The following is a 15,709-nucleotide window of genomic DNA, read 5'->3' as shown; positions in this document are numbered from 1 at the left end:
CCCTTCGTGAGGTACGTGCGGAGCCGTTCCGCACGCACCTCACGATCCACGCTTCTCCGCCGGGCCGCCCGGCCCTGTGGACCAGCCCCGCGTTGTGGACAACTCGCTCACCCCTGAGGGTGATCAGGGCAGCGCTATCCCGGTGTCCAGGCCGCTCAGCGCCTTCGTGCACAGGCAGGCTCGGCCGTCGGTCGGCTGGAGTCCGGCCACCGCGTCGAAGACGACACCCCGCAGCCGGTCCACGTTCGCGGCGAAGAACTTCATCACTTCCCCGTGCGAGACCCCCTCGCCTGTCTCGGCCCCCGCGTCGAGATCCGTCACCAGGGCCATCGACGTGTAGCAGAGCTCCAGCTCACGGGCGAGCGCCGACTCGGGATGCCCGGTCATGCCGACCACGGACCAGCCCATCGCCGCGTGCCAGCGCGACTCCGCACGCGTCCCGAAGCGCGGCCCCTCGACCACCACGAGCGTCCCGCCGTCGACGGGCTCCCAGTCGCGCCCGCGTGCCGCCGCCAGGGCGGTCGCGCGCCCCGCGGGGCAGTACGGGTCGGCCAGCGACACATGGACCACCTTCGGCACCGCACCTCCGGCCAGCGGCTCCCCGTCGTAGAACGAGTCCACACGTGCCTTCGTCCGGTCCACCAGCTGGTCGGGAACGAGGAGCGTCCCGGGTCCGTACTCGGCCCGCAGGCCGCCCACGGCGCACGGCGCCAGCACCTGGCGGACGCCGACCGATCGCAGAGCCCACAGGTTGGCCCGGTAGTTGATGCGGTTCGGCGGCAGATGGTGGCCGCGTCCGTGCCGAGGGAGGAAGGCGACACGGCGTCCCGCGATCTCACCGAAGAACAGCGAGTCGCTCGGGCTGCCATAGGGGGTGGGCACCTCGACCTCGGTCACGTTCTCCAGGAACGAGTAGAAGCCCGAGCCGCCGATCACACCGATCTCGGCTCGCGGTGTCGCCTCGTGGTGCGGGTTCTCTTCTCGAGTGCTCGTTCGCGTCGTGCTCTCTGCGTTGGACATGGCGATCACAGTAGCCGCGCGGGTAACACGCGAAGACCCCACTGTCGGCCAAGAGCTTCTTGACGACGGTGGGGCCTTCGGCGATGACGGTGTGGGCCCTGCGGTGAGGGCCTTCAGCGAGTGCCGGTACCGGAACAGCCAGGACCTGGGACGCCTGAAACGCCCGAGCGCAAAGCCCTGGGAGGCGGAACGCGCACGCCGGTCGTCACGCGGCCGACGAACCGCTCGACGAGGCCGAGCCGCTGGAGCCGCTGCCGGAGGTGCCCGACGCGGCCGGCTTGGAGTCAGAGGACGACGAAGACGAAGCCGACGGCTTCGCGGCCGACGCCGACGACGATCCTGAAGCGGGCGAGCTGCTCGACGACGAACCGCGACTGTCGTTGCGGTAGAAGCCGGAGCCCTTGAAGACGATGCCGACAGCCGAGAACACCTTCTTGAGGCGGCCGTGGCAGTTCGGGCACTCCGTCAGTGCGTCGTCGGTGAACTTCTGCACCGCCTCGAGGCCCTCGCCGCACTCGGTGCACTGGTACTGGTAGGTCGGCACTTGTCTTCCTCCTGGCACTCTCACTCGATGAGTGCTAACGACGGTCCATAGTGACGTATTCCGTCGGATCAGTCCACCGCCACGGGCACGCGGTGACCGACGCCACGTGCGACGGTCCGGCTGTGATGCGGCTGCGGCACCAGGCGTGACCGCAGTGCCACCAGGGTGATCAGCGCCAGTGCGGTGCCCCCCAGCGGCACCAGGAACGCGGCGCTCGAGCCGACGGCGTCCGCCAGCCGCCCCGCCACCGTCACCGCGGCCGCCTGGCCCAGGGCCACGGCACCGGTCAGCCAGGTGAAGGCCTCGGTGCGGGCGGACGCCGGTACGAGCGGCTCGACCAGCGTGAAGCCGGCGATCAGCGCGGGAGCGATGCACAGGCCCACGACCAGGCCGAGCGCGCCGAGCAGGAGCACGGAGTGCGCGGCCCACAGCACGGACGTCACGGCCGTCAGGGCCGCGTAGCCGACGACCAGCCGCCGCCGCGGGCCGGACTTCCAGGCGATGGCGCCCACGGCGAGACCGGCCAGCATGTTGCCGGCCGCGAACATCCCGTAGAGCAGGCCGTTCATCCCCGGCTGTGCGATCTCCTGGGAGAACGCGGTGAGTGCGACCTGCATACCGCCGAAGACCGCGCCGATCCCCAGGAACGCCACGGCAAGGACCCGCACTCCCGGCACGGACAGCGCCGAAGTGTGAGCCATCGGCTCGTCCGCCGAAGGGCGGCCGAAGGGCGGCTGGGTGCGGCGTTGGGCCGCGAACAGCAGACCGCCGGCCAGCGTGAGCCCGGCCTCGGCGACCAGACCGGCGGCCGGGTGGACACCCGTGCACAGTGCGGTGGCCAGCACAGGTCCGACCACGAAGGTGAACTCATCCGTGACGGACTCGAACGCCGCCGCGGTCGGCATCAGAGGTGAGCCCCCGAGCCTCGCCGCCCAGCGGGCCCGCACCATCGGGCTGACCTGCGGGACCGAGGCGCCGGTGGGAACGGCGGCCGCGAACAGCGCCCACAGGGGCGCGTGACCGAGCGCGAGCGCCGTCAGGCCCGCGGCGGACGCGGAGTGCACCAGCACGCCGGGCAGCAGTACGGCGCGCTGGCCGAAGCGGTCGGCCAGTTTGCCGTTCTGGGGAGCGAAGAGCGCCATGGAGACACCGGTGACGGCGGCGACGGCACCCGCGCTGCCGAACGAACCGGTGGTGTGCCGGACCAGCAGCACGATGCTGATCGTGAGCATGGCGAACGGTTGCCGGGCGGCGAACCCGGGGAGCAGGAATGTCCAGGCACCAGGGGTGCGGAGCAGCTGCCCGTAGCCCGGGCGCTTGCCGGGAGCGACCGTGGACTCCACGGCCTTGCCTTTCTGCCGCCTGGTAGCGCGTCCCGGGGTGCCGGGAGCAGCCGAGAGCTGTCCTCTTGCGCGTAACTGCGGTAGATACCGGTGCCCACGAGAGGGGGAAGACTCGGCCGCCATACGGTCGCGCCAGCTCTGCGTCAGGCAGAGTTGGTCGTTCAGTGTGCCTTCATGGTACAGGCAGTGGGGAGGGGCCCTCCTGTGAAATGGGTGACCCTCTGCGATTCCTGCCTGCGATTGGGCGGAGCGTCCTCCCGGGCATCCGCGTCTCCTTCCGTGCGGTGCCGACGCGCCGGCACCGACTGAAGATCACCCGGACCCGACTCGAGCCAAACAGACACAGCCCGGACCGGACCCAACCCAGACAAGACCTGACCCGGACGCGACCCAACCGAGACGAGACCCAGACAAGACCCAGACAAGACCTGACCCGGACGCGTCCCAACCCGGACGCGACCTAACCGGAGTTCTTCCTCCCGGTGCCCAGCCACCCCGCCAGCTTTCCGCCCTGCCCCACGGCCCGCAGCCGCGCCTCGGCCGCGTCCCGCACCGGATCCGTCGCCACCACCAGCAGTTCGTCCCCGCGCCGCAGCACGGTCGAAGGGAGCGGCACGAAGCTCTTGCCCTCACGCACCACGAGGGTCACGGCGGCCCCCGCGGGCAGCCGGAGCTCGGCGACCTCCACACCGTGCATCCGGGACTTCGCCGGGATGGCCACCGACAGCAGATGTCCGCGCAGCCGCTCCAGAGGTGCCGACTCGATGCCCAGGTCCGCCGCCTCGCCGGTGTCACCGAGCCTCAGTGCCTTGGCCAGCCAGGGCAGGGTCGGGCCCTGCACGAGGGTGTAGACGACCACGAGGACGAAGACGATGTTGAAGATCCGCCGGCTGTACTCGATCTCGTAGACCATCGGGATCGTCGCCAGGATGATGGGGACCGCTCCGCGCAGCCCTGCCCAGGACATCAGTGCCTTCTCCTGCCAGGGCATCTTGAACGGCAGCAGGCTGAGGACGACGGACAGGGGGCGCGCCACCATCGTCAGCACCAGCCCGATGACGACGGCCGTCCAGAAGTCGTGCAACAGCTCGTGCGGTGTTACGAGCAGACCGAGCAGGACGAACATCCCGATCTGGGCGATCCAGCCGAGTCCCTCGGCGAAGCCCCGGGTGGCGGGCCAGTGCGGCAGCTTGGAGTTCCCGAGGACCATCGACGCCAGATAGACGGCGAGGAAGCCGCTGCCGTGGGCGATGGCGCCCGCCGCGTAAGCCGTCACGGCGATCGCCATGACGGCGATCGGGTAGAGGCCGGAGGCGGGCAGCGCCACATGGCGCAGGGCGTAGGCGCCCAGGAAGCCCATGGCGAGGCCGATGGCGGCACCGATGGCCAGCTCCAGGGCGATCTCGCCGACCAGGTGATACCACTCGTCCACGGGACCGGCCGACGAGAAGGCGACGACGAGGATGACCACTGGGGCGTCGTTGAAGCCCGACTCCGCTTCCAGCACGCCCGCGACGCGGGACGGCAGCGGGACCCTGCGCAGCACGGAGAAGACCGCCGCGGCGTCCGTCGACGAGACGACCGCGCCGATGATGAGTGCCGGACGCCAGTCAAGGCCCACCAGGTAGTGCGCTCCGGCCGCGGTGACGCCCACGCTCACCGCCACGCCGACCAGCGACAGCGAGACCGCCGCGGGCAGTGCCGGTCTGATCTCCTTCCACTTGGTGCCCAGGCCACCCTCGGCCAGGATCACCACGAGCGCGGCGTAGCCCATCACCTGTGTCAGTTCGGCGTTGTCGAACTTGACATGGAAGATGCCGTCCTGCCCTATGGCGATCCCGATGCCCAGGTAAAGGAGCAGGCTCGGCAGCCCGCTCCGGGACGAGACGCGCACGGCCGCGACGGCGATGAGCAGGACGAGCGAGCAGATGAGCAGGAGTTCGTTGAGCTGGTGGACAGTCAGTGGCCGTTCCTTCCCCTCGCGCAGGCCGGACGGGGTCGTCCGTCCGGTCCGACACTTCGTTACCTTACCTAATCGTTAACGCTTTCTTGACGCGCTGGATCGCCAGTTCGAGAGATCTGGATCGATGAGGATCAGGATCTGGATCGGCGAGGATCAGGTGGCGATATCGATATGGCGTTACTGATACCGCGTCCGGGGCGGTTTCTCGCTGCGCCTATGGTTGCTCCAGCACTCCCTGGATCACCCTGCCCCTCGAAGGACAGCGATGCCCTCCTCCACAGCCGCCCCGTCGGCCGACAAGCCCGGTAAGAAGAAAGGGCGACGCGCCCGTCTGATCGTGATCGCGCTGGTGCTGGCGCTGATCGGTTGCGTCGGCTGGGGCTCGTACTGGAGCGTGAGCACGGTACGCGCCTCCTTCCCGCAGACCACCGGCACCATCAAGCTCACCGGGCTGTCCGGCCGCGTCGACGTCAAGCGTGACGCGAACGGGATCCCCCAGATCTACGCGAACAGCGACGAGGACCTGTTCAAGGCGCAGGGCTTCGTGCACGCCCAGGACCGCTTCTGGGAGATGGACGTCCGCCGCCATATGACCTCGGGACGGCTCTCCGAGATGTTCGGCGCCGGCCAGGTCGACACGGACGCCTTCCTGCGGACCCTCGGCTGGCGGAAGGTGGCCCAGGAGGAGTACGACAAGGTCCTCTCCGAGGAGACCAAGAAGAACCTCCGGGCCTACGCCGACGGGGTCAACGCATATCTGGCCGGGCGGGAGAACAAGGAGATCTCCGTCGAGTACGCCGCGCTCGGGTTCACCAACGACTACAAGCCGGAGAAGTGGACGCCGGTCGACTCCGTCGCCTGGCTCAAGGCCATGGCGTGGGATCTGCGCGGCAACATGAAGGACGAGATCGACCGTTCGCTGATGGCCGGCCGGCTGAACGACCAGCAGATCAAGGAGCTGTACCCGGGCTATCCGTACGACAGGCACCAGCCGGTCGTCAGGGAGGGCGCCGTCGACCCCGCCACCGACAAGTGGGACCCCGAGGCCAAGCCGTCGCAGTCCGACGGCGAAGCCCTCTCGCCCCAGAGCTCCGGCGGGCAATCCGGGGGCGCGCGGGGAACGCAGCGGACGCCGAACACCCAGGGCGCCCAGACGCAGCTGTCGTCGCTGTCCTCGCTCGCCGAGTCCCTCGACAAGATCCCGGCGTCGCTCGGCCCCAACGGCAACGGCATCGGATCCAACTCCTGGGTCATCTCCGGCAACCTCACCACCACCGGCAAGCCGCTGCTCGCCAACGACCCGCACCTCGCGCCCCAGCTGCCCTCGCTCTGGTCGCAGATGGGCCTGCACTGCCGCGCTGTGTCCGACAAGTGCAAGTACGACGTCGCCGGATACACCTTCTCCGGCATGCCGGGCGTGATCATCGGCCACAACCAGGACATCGCCTGGGGCTTCACCAACCTCGGCGCGGACGTCACCGACCTCTACCTGGAGCGGGTCACCGAGTACGGCTACACCTCCGGCACCAAGGTCAAGCCGTTCACGACCCGCACGGAGACCATCAAGGTCGCGGGCGGCGCGAGCCACAGCGTCATGGTCCGCGAGACCCAGCACGGCCCGCTGATCTCCGACCGCAGTGGCGAGCTCGAGACGGTCGGCAAGCGCGCCCCCGTCAGGAACTCCGCTCCGGACCGCGGCGAGGGCTACGCGGTGGCGCTGAGGTGGACCGCCCTGGATCCGGGCAAGTCCATGGACGCCGTCTTCGAGCTCAACCGCGCCAAGGACTGGAACGGCTTCCGGGCGGCCGCGAAGGACTTCGAGGTGCCTTCGCAGAACCTGATCTACGCCGACACCAAGGGCAACATCGGCTACCAGGCGCCCGGGAAGATCCCCGTCCGCGCCCAGGGCTACGACGGCTCCATGCCGACGCCCGGCTGGGACCCGACCTCCGACTGGAAGAAGGACTTCATCCCCTTCGACCAGCTGCCGTACGAGTACAACCCGAAGCGCGGCTACATCGTGACCGCCAACCAGTCCGTCGTGGACGCGAAGAAGTACCCGTACCTGATCACGTCGGACTACGGCTACGGCTCCCGCAGCCAGCGGATAAACGACCTCATCGAGTCGAAGACCAAGGACGGCGGGAAGATCTCGACAGACGACATGCACGCCATGCAGATGGACAACAGCAGCGAGATCGCCAAGCTGCTCACGCCGTATCTGATGAAGATCGACGTGTCCGACCCCTTCGTCCGTGAGGCCCAGAAGCTCCTCGAGGGCTGGGACTACACACAGGAGCCGGACTCCGCGGCCGCGGCGTACTTCAACGCGGTCTGGCGCAACCTCCTCAAGCTCGCCTTCGGCAACAAGCTGCCCAAGGAGCTGCGGGTGGAGGGCGAGTGCATCAACGTCCGCCCGGCCGGCAGCACGGGACCGGTCAACGAGCTGAACAAGCTGGTGCGCGAGTGCGGCCAGCGCGATTCCGACTCGGCCCAGCCGGACGGCGGCGACCGCTGGTACGAGGTGGTCCGCAGGCTGCTGGAGAACCAGACCAGCGCATGGTGGCAGACCCCTCCGCACCGCCAGGAGACCGGTACCGCGACCCGTGACGAGCTGCTCGCGCGGGCGATGGACGACGCGCGCTGGGAGCTCACGGCCAAGCTCGGCAAGGACGTCTCCAGCTGGAGCTGGGGCCGGCTGCACCAGCTGACGCTGAAGAACCAGACGCTCGGCACCCAGGGGCCGGGACTGCTGAAGTGGGCGCTCAACCGCGGCCCGTGGAACCTCGGCGGCGGCGAGGCCGCGGTCAACGCGACGGGCTGGAACGCGGCGGCCGGCTACGAAGTGGTCTGGGTGCCGTCGATGCGGATGGTCGTCAACGTCGGCGACTGGGACAAGTCCCGCTGGATCAATCTGACCGGTGCCTCCGGGCACGCGTACAGCGCGCATTACACCGATCAGACCGACAAGTGGGCCAGGGGTGAGCTGCTGGACTGGGCCTACGGGGACAAGGCGGTCGGCGCCAGGACGCAGGAGACGCTGGTGCTGAGCCCCTGACCGGCCGGCGGGGTGCGGGTCCGGGACACCGGACCCGGCCCTGACCCCGGTCGGCGGCCGCGCCGCGCTGCCGGGGTCAGACCGCGAATCTGCGGACGCCGTCGGGCGTCACCACCGCGTGTACGGGGTGGTCGTGCGGTTCCTCGGGGACCTGCGCGACCACCTCGTTCGCGTAGAGGAGCACCACGAGGGCGGGGCGGGCGGACGCGGCCTCGAGCCGGGCGAGGACACGGTCGTACGAGCCCCCTCCGCGGCCGAGGCGCATACCCCGCTCGTCCACCGCGAGCCCGGGCAGCAGCACGGTCTGTGCCTCCAGGACGCCCCCGGGACCGAGCCGTGGCCCCTGCGGCTCCAGCAGGCCGCGTCCGGCGGCTGCCAGCCGGTCCGCGCCCTCGTACTCGGCCCAGTCGAGATCGTTGTCCTCCATGAGCACCGGGAGCAGCACCCGTACGCCCCGCGTGCGCAGCGCGTCGATCAGCGCGCGGGTGCCGGGTTCGCGCCCCACGGACACATAGGCGGCCACGGTGTGCGCGGAGGTGAGTTCCGGCAGGCCGAGCGCGTGCCGGGCGAGAACCGCGGCCGCGTTCTGGGCGTCCTCAGCAGACAGCAGGCGCCGGGCGTCGAGCAGTTCACGCCGCAGAGCACTCTTTCCGGACACATCGGCACCCATGGAGCCTCGCAAACCTCAGTCAATACGTCTCTATGAGAAGAAAGTTAACCGGAGGCTCATCTTGCTCCCAAAGCCACCGGTTAAGGTGCTCCGCATGACTCAGTCGCACCCCAGGATCAGCAAGGCTGTCATTCCCGCCGCAGGCCTCGGAACCCGGTTCCTGCCCGCGACGAAAGCCACTCCCAAGGAGATGCTGCCTGTCGTCGACAAGCCCGCCATCCAGTACGTCGTCGAAGAGGCGGTGGGCGCCGGTCTCTCGGACGTCCTCATGGTCACCGGCCGTAACAAGCGGCCCCTCGAGGACCACTTCGACCGGAACTACGAACTGGAGGAGGCGCTGAGGCGCAAGGGTGACGCCCAGCGCCTCGGCAAGGTGCAGGAGTCCAGCGACCTCGCCACCATGCACTACGTGCGCCAGGGCGACCCGAGGGGGCTCGGCCACGCCGTCCTGTGCGCGGCGCCGCACGTCGGCGACCAGCCCTTCGCCGTTCTCCTCGGTGACGACCTCATCGACCCGCGCGACCCCCTGCTGTCCCGCATGGTCGACATCCAGGAGCGCGAGGGCGGCAGCGTCATCGCCCTCATGGAGGTCGAGCCCGCGCAGATCGGGCTGTACGGCTGCGCCGCCATCGAGCCCACCGGTGACCCCGACGTGGTCCGGGTGACCGGTCTGGTCGAGAAGCCCGACCCGGCCGAGGCCCCGAGCAACTACGCGGTCATCGGCCGCTATGTCCTCGACCCGGCGGTCTTCGGGATACTCCGTGAGACGGAGCCGGGCCGCGGCGGTGAGATCCAGCTGACCGACGCCCTGCAGAAACTCGCCGTCGACGAGAAGATCGGCGGCCCCGTGCACGGCGTCGTCTTCAGGGGCCGGCGCTACGACACCGGCGACCGAGGCGACTACCTGCGTGCCATTGTCAGACTCGCGTGCGAACGTGAAGATCTGGGACCGGACTTCCGGGCCTGGCTTCGCCGTTACGTCACCGAGGAGATGTAGCACTTTGAGCAGTACGGCAACTCCGTCCGCCGGTCAGGATGGCGCCCGCGGGGACGCGGATGCGGTGTGGTCGGTGGACGAGCACCTCGCGGACGTCCTCGGTGCGATCCGCCCGCTCGAGCCCATCGAGCTGCAGCTGCTCGACGCCCAGGGCTGTGTCCTGGTCGAGGACGTCACCGTGCCCGTCGACCTGCCGCCCTTCGACAACAGCTCGATGGACGGCTACGCGGTACGGGTCGCCGATATCGCGGGCGCGAGCGAGGAGTTCCCCGCGGTCCTCACGGTCGTCGGCGATGTCGCGGCGGGCAGTGGTGGGCTGAGCGGCGGTGGCGAAGTGGGTCCGGGGCAGGCTGCCCGGATCATGACCGGAGCCCCGCTGCCGCCCGGTGCGGAGACCGTCGTCCCCGTCGAGTGGACCGACGGCGGCAGCGGTGAGGGCCCGGCCACGGCCATGCGCCCCGCGGGACACGCACCCGAGGGCGCGCGCGGCGAGGTCCGGGTCCACCGCCCGGCCGGGCCGCGGGCCCATGTGCGTGCCCGTGGCAGCGATGTCCGATCGGGCGAGCTCGCCCTGGCCGAGGGCACGGTCCTCGGCCCGCCGCAGATCGGCCTGCTCGCCGCCATCGGCCGCGGCAGCGTACGGGTGCGGCCCCGCCCGCGTGTGGTCGTGCTCTCCACCGGCAGCGAACTGGTCCAGCCCGGCGAGGAGCTGAACGAAGGCAAGATCTACGACTCCAACAGCTTCGCGCTCACCGCCGCCGCCCGGGACGCCGGGGCCATCGTCTACCGCGTCGGCGCGGTGACCGATGACGCCGACGAACTGCGCGCCACCATCGAGGACCAACTGGTCCGCGCCGATCTGATGGTCACCACGGGCGGTGTCAGCGTCGGCGCGTACGACGTCGTCAAGGAGGCGCTCACGGCGATCGGCGACGGCCGTGAACACGGCGCCGGGGCCGACGCGCCGGACAGCCGGGCCGCCGAGGAGGGCGCCGGGTCGGACGGTGGCGGTGACGCGGAAGGGCCGGGCACCGGGGTGAGTTTCCGCAAGCTGGCCATGCAGCCGGGCAAACCCCAGGGCTTCGGCTCGATCGGACCCGACCGCACACCCCTGCTCGCGCTGCCGGGCAACCCGGTGTCGTCGTTCGTGTCCTTCGAGCTGTTCGTGCGCCCCGCCATCCGCGCCCTGATGGGCCTGAAGGACATCCACCGGCCGCGGGTGCGCGCCGAGCTGCGCGCCGACAAGGCCCTGTCGTCACCGGCCGGGAAGCGCCAGTTCCTGCGCGGTGCCTACGATGCGGAGAAGGGCACCGTCACCCCGGTCGGCGGCAGCGGATCCCATCTGGTCGCGGCCCTCGCTCGAGCCGACTCGCTCATCGTGGTCCCCGAGGACGTCACCTCCCTCGAGCCGGGCGCCGAGACGGAAGTGGTCCTGCTCGGCTGAGCGGCGCGCCGTGGCGGTACGGTGTCCAACCACACAGTGACCGGGAGCCACAGCAATGAGCGCGGAGCAAGGACTCACCCACATCGACGCGGCCGGGGCGGCCCGGATGGTCGACGTCTCCGAGAAGGCCGTCACCGCGCGTACCGCCCGCGCGAGCGGCCGGGTCCTCGTCTCGCCGCGCGTCGTCGAGCTGCTGCGGGGCGAGGGGGTACCCAAGGGGGACGCCCTGGCCACCGCCCGTATCGCGGGCATCATGGGTGCCAAGCGCACCCCCGAGCTGATCCCGCTCTGCCACCCGCTGGCGGTCTCCGGGGTGAAGGTCGACCTCACGGTGGCCGACGATGCCGTGGAGATCCTCGCGACCGTGAAGACCACGGACCGTACGGGTGTCGAGATGGAAGCCCTGACCGCGGTGTCCGTGGCCGCACTGACCGTCGTCGACATGGTCAAGGCCGTCGACAAGGCGGCCGTCATCTCGGACATCCGGGTGGAGGAGAAGACGGGCGGCAAGTCCGGGGACTGGTCCCGTCCGGGTGCCGGTGCGGAGGCCGGGCGGTGAGCCCGCGCGGCGGCGAGGTCCACAGCCACGCCCACCCCCGTACCGACGGCGCCGAGCCTGCCGCCGAAGCCCCGCCGGCCGCCGCCGCGAGCATCGACGGCACGCGCCGTCGCGCTCTCGTCGTGACCGCGTCGAACCGCGCATCGGCCGGTGTCTACGAGGACCGGGGCGGCCCGCTGCTGGCCGAAGGGCTCAGTGCGATGGGCTTCGACGTCGACGGCCCCGAGGTCGTCCCCGACGGCGACCCGGTCGAGACCGCTCTGCGCGAGGGCGTCGCCGCGGGCTACGACGTCATCCTCACCACCGGCGGTACGGGGCTGTCGCCCACCGACCGCACCCCCGACGCCACCCGCCGGGTGATCGACTACGAGATCCCCGGCATCCCGGAGGCGATCCGGGCCCACGGCCTCGCGAAGGTCCCCACGGCGGCGCTCTCCCGGGGGCTCGCCGGTGTCGCGGGCGGCCGCACCCTCATCGTCAATCTGCCGGGCTCCACGGGCGGGGTACGGGACGGGCTCGACGTGCTCGGCCGGATCCTGCCCCACGCCGTGGACCAGATCCACGGCGGCGACCACATCCAAGCCGGCGACCACCCGAGAACCACCGGTCGATCCGGGAGCCCACGCTGAACACCCATTCCTGGCCCGTTGTCCTGACGGACGGTGATGTCACCCTCCGCCCGATAAAGCTGCGTGACCAGCGGGCCTGGCGCGAGGTGAACCAGCGCAACCGTGACTGGCTGCGCCCCTGGGAGGCGACCATCCCGCCGCCCGTGCCCGGTGTGCCGATCGCACAGCGCCCCACGTACCGCCAGATGGTGCGGCATCTGCGGGCCGAGGCCAACAGCGGGCGGATGCTGCCGTTCGTGGTCGAGTACCAGGGACGGCTCGTCGGGCAGCTGACGGTGGCCGGCATCACCTGGGGCTCGATGTGCTCGGGCCATGTCGGCTACTGGGTCGACCGTGATGTCGCGGGCCGCGGGGTGATGCCGACGGCCGTCGCGCTCGCCGTCGACCACTGCTTCCGAACGGTGGGCATGCACCGCATCGAAGTCTGCATTCGGCCCGAGAACGGGCCGAGCCGCAGGGTCGTCGAGAAACTGGGATTCCGCGAAGAGGGACTGCGCCCGCGTTATCTCCACATCGACGGTGCTTGGCGGGACCATCTCGTCTTCGCGCTCACGGCCGAGGAAGTGCCGGAGGGGCTGCTGCGCCGCTGGCACCAGGGGCGCACCGCGCGCCATGATAAATAAAATACCTGTTCGAATTCTATCGATACCCGATCGCCCGGCGATCTGAAGAATCACAAAAAAAGTCAGTGATATCAGCCAGATCGTGCGACACACCGGGCCAATTGGCCGATGCCCTCGCGCGAACCCCTCTACGGTGTGAGGCGTGAGCAGCAGCGGCCTCATCTACGCAGTCATCGTCGGGGCCTGGGCCGCCTACTTGGTGCCCATGTGGCTCCGCAGGCAGGACGAGCTCAACGAGGCCCGTCCGACGGAACGCTTCAGCACCGCCATCCGGCTTCTGTCCGGACGCGCGGGCATGGAGCGCCGGTACGCCAAGGAGCTGCGCGAGCGCACCGCCGATGAGGAGGCGCCCGCCGACGCCGACGCCGATCCGGATGCCGGTACGGAAGGACTGAGTTCCGTCGACGTCCGGTCCTTCGCCGCGCCCCCGGCCCGTACGGAGGCCCGCATCCGGCCTCCGGCGCGCGGCCCGCGCGAGAGCGGGGCAGCCGCTGCCCGGGCCCGGCGCTCGCGGGTTCTCGCGCGCCGCCGTCGCACCACGGTGATGCTCTTCCTCGCCTTCACCCTCGGCGCGATCGTCGCCGCGGTGGGCGGTCTCCGCTTCCTCTGGGCACCTGCCGCTCCGGCGATCCTGCTCAGCGCCTACATCGCGCATCTGCGGGCACAGGAGCGCCGCCGCTTCGTGTACGTCATGGACCGGCGCCGCGCGGAGGCGGCGGCGCAGCGCCTGCGGGAGAACCGCGGTCGCAACCGGCCGGCCGCCGCCGCCGAGGCGGACGAGCCGACCGAGGCCCATCCCGCGCCGGAGCCGACGCCCAGGGTCTCCCCGCAGGAGGCGGGCCGCCGCGCCCTGGTCGAGCAGACCGACCACGCGGAATGGGTCGACCAGCAGCGCGACCCCGGCCCCGCCCGCGGCGACAGCTGGGACCCGGTCCCGGTGCCCTTGCCGACCTACGTCACCGCACCGGTCGCCCCGCGCGCCACCGGCGGCATCGACATCACGGACCCGGACACCTGGAGCTCGGCCCGCTCCTCCACGGCCGAACCCACCCCGCCCGCACCCCCGCGCCAGCGCACCACCCCACCGCCGCGCCGCACCCGCGACCACGGCCGCACCCCGCTCTTCGACCAGTACGCAGACGACGATCGCCCCCGCGCGGCCAACGAGTGAGAGACGCGGCGAGCCCCGCGGTCCTGGGAATCCTGCCTCAGCTGACCAGCGAGGAACGGATTTCCAAGCACCCCGATCGGGGTGCTAAGGTTTCACTCGTTGCAAGGGCCTGTGGCGCAGACTGGTAGCGCACCTCGTTCGCATCGAGGGGGTCAGGGGTTCAAATCCCCTCAGGTCCACAACAGGTCAGAGCCTCTGCCGGAGAGATCCGGCAGGGGCTCTTTCGCGTGTACGGCACCAAGTCCGTCGGACGCCGCCCCGGCTATGCGGTGGGCTCACGGGCGGCGGGACCGGACGTCGTGCCCGAGGCCTGTTGGCGGGGGAGGAGTGCGGCTGCCGCCAGGCCGACGAGTCCGATCAGGGCCAGGGTGCCCATCGCGGCGGCGTAGGCGCCCCTGGTCAGCCCGGCGACGAGGATGGTGCCGGCGATCGCCGTACCGAGCGACGAGCCGAGGTTCGACACGCTGCGGGAGAGGCCGGAGATCTCGCCCTGCTGCTCTTCGGGGAAGCTCGACTGGACGAGGTTGACCGACGGCGTCAGCATCACGCCGAGACCCAGTCCGATCAACAGGAGTCCGGGGGCGAGGGACCAGGGGTTCGGGGACCCTCCGGCCATCACGATCAGGATGACTATGCCGGCGATGGTGACGACGAAGCCGGTCATGATGAGGGTCCGTTGCGGCCACCGCTCGGCGAGGCGTTCGGCGGCGAGCGACGTGACGAGCAGGCCGAGCGTGGCGGCGGTGAAGATGACGCCGGTCTGGATGGCGTCGTAGCCGCGTACGACCTGGAGGAAGGCCGCGACGGTGAACGACGACCCCATCAGCAGGAGCCACTGGACGTTCTGCGTGACGAGGCCCAGGTTGGAGGCGCGGCTGCGGAACAGGCCCGTGGACAGCAGGGGTTCCTGCCCGGCCCGCTCCTTGGCCCGTACGGACCGGAAGAACCAGAGCAGTACGAGGGCGCCCAGGGCGAGCAGGCCGATCATGAGCCAGACGTTGTTGTCGGCGGCGAGGATGCCCATGACCACGAGGATGAGCCCGGCGGCCGAGAGCACCGCTCCGGTGGTGTCGAAGGGGCGCTCCGGATCGGGCGGCAGCGGGTCCTCGAGGTGCCGGCTCAGCACGATGATCACGAGGATGACAAGGGCCTGGAACACGAAGGCCGCACGCCAGCTCAGCCCCGAGACGATAAGCCCGCCGATCAGCGGCCCGGCGGCCGCGCCGATCCCGCCCAGCGCCATGATGACGCCGAAGGCGCGGGCGCGTGAGGTCAGGTCGGTGAAGATGAGCGTCGTGAGGATGTACACGGGCGGGATGAGCAGCGCCGTGCCGATGCCTTCGAGGATCGAGTTGCCGAGGATCAGCACGCCCAGGTTCGGGGCGGCCGCGCTCAGCAGGGCGCCGATGCCGTAGACGACGAGACCGGCCAGGAGACAGCGCTTGCGGCCGTAGCGGTCGGTCAGCTTGCCGCCGGGAATCATCAGCGCCGCCATGACCAGCAGAAAGACGGTGATGGCGATCTGCACGCCCTGGACGGTGGTGTTCAGGTCCTCGCTGATGTCGTTGATCATCACGTTCATGTTGGAGCCGGCGAAGCTGCAGATGAACTGTGCGAGGGCGAGCGGGGCGAGGACCCGTCGCTGTGCTTTCGACGGCTGTAGGGGAGTTCCGGTCTCGGACACCGCT

General features: G+C 70.4%; 13 protein-coding genes and 1 tRNA gene. 8 read left to right on the top strand and 6 right to left on the bottom strand.

Annotated elements, in window-relative coordinates:
* Positions 1 to 123: 123 nt before the first annotated feature.
* From ACTWOL_RS15855 to ACTWOL_RS15840, 4 genes are all read right to left on the bottom strand, one after another.
* The gene (locus ACTWOL_RS15855; protein ID WP_474297353.1) at positions 124 to 1,020 is read right to left on the bottom strand and encodes an S-methyl-5'-thioadenosine phosphorylase; all 897 of its coding nucleotides are present in this window, start codon (positions 1,018 to 1,020) and stop codon (positions 124 to 126) included.
* A 205-nt stretch (positions 1,021 to 1,225) separates the two neighbouring features.
* The gene (locus ACTWOL_RS15850) at positions 1,226 to 1,564 is read right to left on the bottom strand and encodes an FmdB family zinc ribbon protein (RefSeq protein WP_474297351.1); all 339 of its coding nucleotides are present in this window, start codon (positions 1,562 to 1,564) and stop codon (positions 1,226 to 1,228) included.
* A 68-nt stretch (positions 1,565 to 1,632) separates the two neighbouring features.
* Positions 1,633 to 2,907, bottom strand: coding sequence for an MFS transporter (locus ACTWOL_RS15845; RefSeq protein ID WP_474297350.1), 1,275 nt, complete (start codon positions 2,905 to 2,907; stop codon positions 1,633 to 1,635).
* Positions 2,908 to 3,367: 460 nt separating this feature from the next.
* Positions 3,368 to 4,870, bottom strand: a complete 1,503-nt coding sequence (locus ACTWOL_RS15840; protein ID WP_474301175.1) for a potassium/proton antiporter — start codon at positions 4,868 to 4,870, stop codon at positions 3,368 to 3,370.
* A 265-nt stretch (positions 4,871 to 5,135) separates the two neighbouring features.
* On the opposite strand from ACTWOL_RS15840, the gene ACTWOL_RS15835 reads away from it, so the two are divergent.
* Entirely contained in the window at positions 5,136 to 7,928 is a 2,793-nt protein-coding gene (locus ACTWOL_RS15835; protein WP_474297349.1) for a penicillin acylase family protein, read from the top strand.
* Positions 7,929 to 8,004: 76 nt separating this feature from the next.
* Here the strand turns inward: ACTWOL_RS15835 and ACTWOL_RS15830 are convergent, their stop codons facing one another.
* Positions 8,005 to 8,598 carry a 5-formyltetrahydrofolate cyclo-ligase gene (locus ACTWOL_RS15830; protein ID WP_474297348.1) on the bottom strand — a complete coding sequence of 198 codons (594 nt, stop codon included), beginning with the start codon at positions 8,596 to 8,598 and terminating at the stop codon, positions 8,005 to 8,007.
* A gap of 94 nt (positions 8,599 to 8,692) precedes the next feature.
* Here ACTWOL_RS15830 and galU point away from each other — a divergent pair, with 94 nt between their 5' ends.
* From galU to ACTWOL_RS15795, 7 genes are all read left to right on the top strand, one after another.
* The gene (gene galU, locus ACTWOL_RS15825; RefSeq protein WP_474297347.1) at positions 8,693 to 9,595 is read left to right on the top strand and encodes a UTP--glucose-1-phosphate uridylyltransferase GalU; all 903 of its coding nucleotides are present in this window, start codon (positions 8,693 to 8,695) and stop codon (positions 9,593 to 9,595) included.
* Positions 9,596 to 9,599: 4 nt separating this feature from the next.
* On the top strand, positions 9,600 to 11,039 hold the full coding sequence (locus tag ACTWOL_RS15820; RefSeq protein ID WP_474297346.1) for a molybdopterin molybdotransferase MoeA: 1,440 nt from the start codon (positions 9,600 to 9,602) through the stop codon (positions 11,037 to 11,039).
* A 55-nt stretch (positions 11,040 to 11,094) separates the two neighbouring features.
* Complete coding sequence (moaC, locus tag ACTWOL_RS15815) at positions 11,095 to 11,598, top strand: cyclic pyranopterin monophosphate synthase MoaC (RefSeq protein ID WP_474297345.1); 504 nt, start codon at positions 11,095 to 11,097, stop codon at positions 11,596 to 11,598.
* 92 nt (positions 11,599 to 11,690) lie between these two features.
* A complete protein-coding gene (locus tag ACTWOL_RS15810) occupies positions 11,691 to 12,227 on the top strand; it encodes a MogA/MoaB family molybdenum cofactor biosynthesis protein (RefSeq protein ID WP_474301174.1) in 537 nt (178 codons plus the stop codon).
* Positions 12,209 to 12,850 carry a GNAT family N-acetyltransferase gene (locus ACTWOL_RS15805; protein WP_474301173.1) on the top strand — a complete coding sequence of 214 codons (642 nt, stop codon included), beginning with the start codon at positions 12,209 to 12,211 and terminating at the stop codon, positions 12,848 to 12,850. Before ACTWOL_RS15810 ends, ACTWOL_RS15805 begins: the two co-directional genes overlap by 19 nt.
* 142 nt (positions 12,851 to 12,992) lie before the next feature.
* The gene (gene sepX / locus ACTWOL_RS15800) at positions 12,993 to 14,021 is read left to right on the top strand and encodes a divisome protein SepX/GlpR (protein WP_474297344.1); all 1,029 of its coding nucleotides are present in this window, start codon (positions 12,993 to 12,995) and stop codon (positions 14,019 to 14,021) included.
* Positions 14,022 to 14,126: 105 nt separating this feature from the next.
* Positions 14,127 to 14,200 (top strand) — tRNA-Ala (locus ACTWOL_RS15795).
* Between the two features lie 83 nt (positions 14,201 to 14,283).
* Here ACTWOL_RS15795 and ACTWOL_RS15790 read toward each other — a convergent pair.
* Positions 14,284 to 15,705, bottom strand: a complete 1,422-nt coding sequence (locus ACTWOL_RS15790; protein WP_474297343.1) for an MFS transporter — start codon at positions 15,703 to 15,705, stop codon at positions 14,284 to 14,286.
* Positions 15,706 to 15,709 lie beyond the last annotated feature (4 nt).

The organism is Micromonospora sp. IBHARD003 (assembly GCF_056106285.1).
This window is presented reverse-complemented; position numbering and strand designations above follow the sequence as displayed.

What these genes read in the sequence shown, in the direction of transcription:
- ACTWOL_RS15855 (WP_474297353.1), bottom strand. Translation starts at nt 1,020, where the DNA reads ATGTCCAACGCAGAGAGCACGACGCGAACGAGCACTCGAGAAGAGAAC.
- ACTWOL_RS15835 (WP_474297349.1), top strand. Translation starts at nt 5,136, where the DNA reads ATGCCCTCCTCCACAGCCGCCCCGTCGGCCGACAAGCCCGGTAAGAAG.
- ACTWOL_RS15830 (WP_474297348.1), bottom strand. Translation starts at nt 8,598, where the DNA reads ATGGGTGCCGATGTGTCCGGAAAGAGTGCTCTGCGGCGTGAACTGCTC.
- galU (WP_474297347.1), top strand. Translation starts at nt 8,693, where the DNA reads ATGACTCAGTCGCACCCCAGGATCAGCAAGGCTGTCATTCCCGCCGCA.
- moaC (WP_474297345.1), top strand. Translation starts at nt 11,095, where the DNA reads ATGAGCGCGGAGCAAGGACTCACCCACATCGACGCGGCCGGGGCGGCC.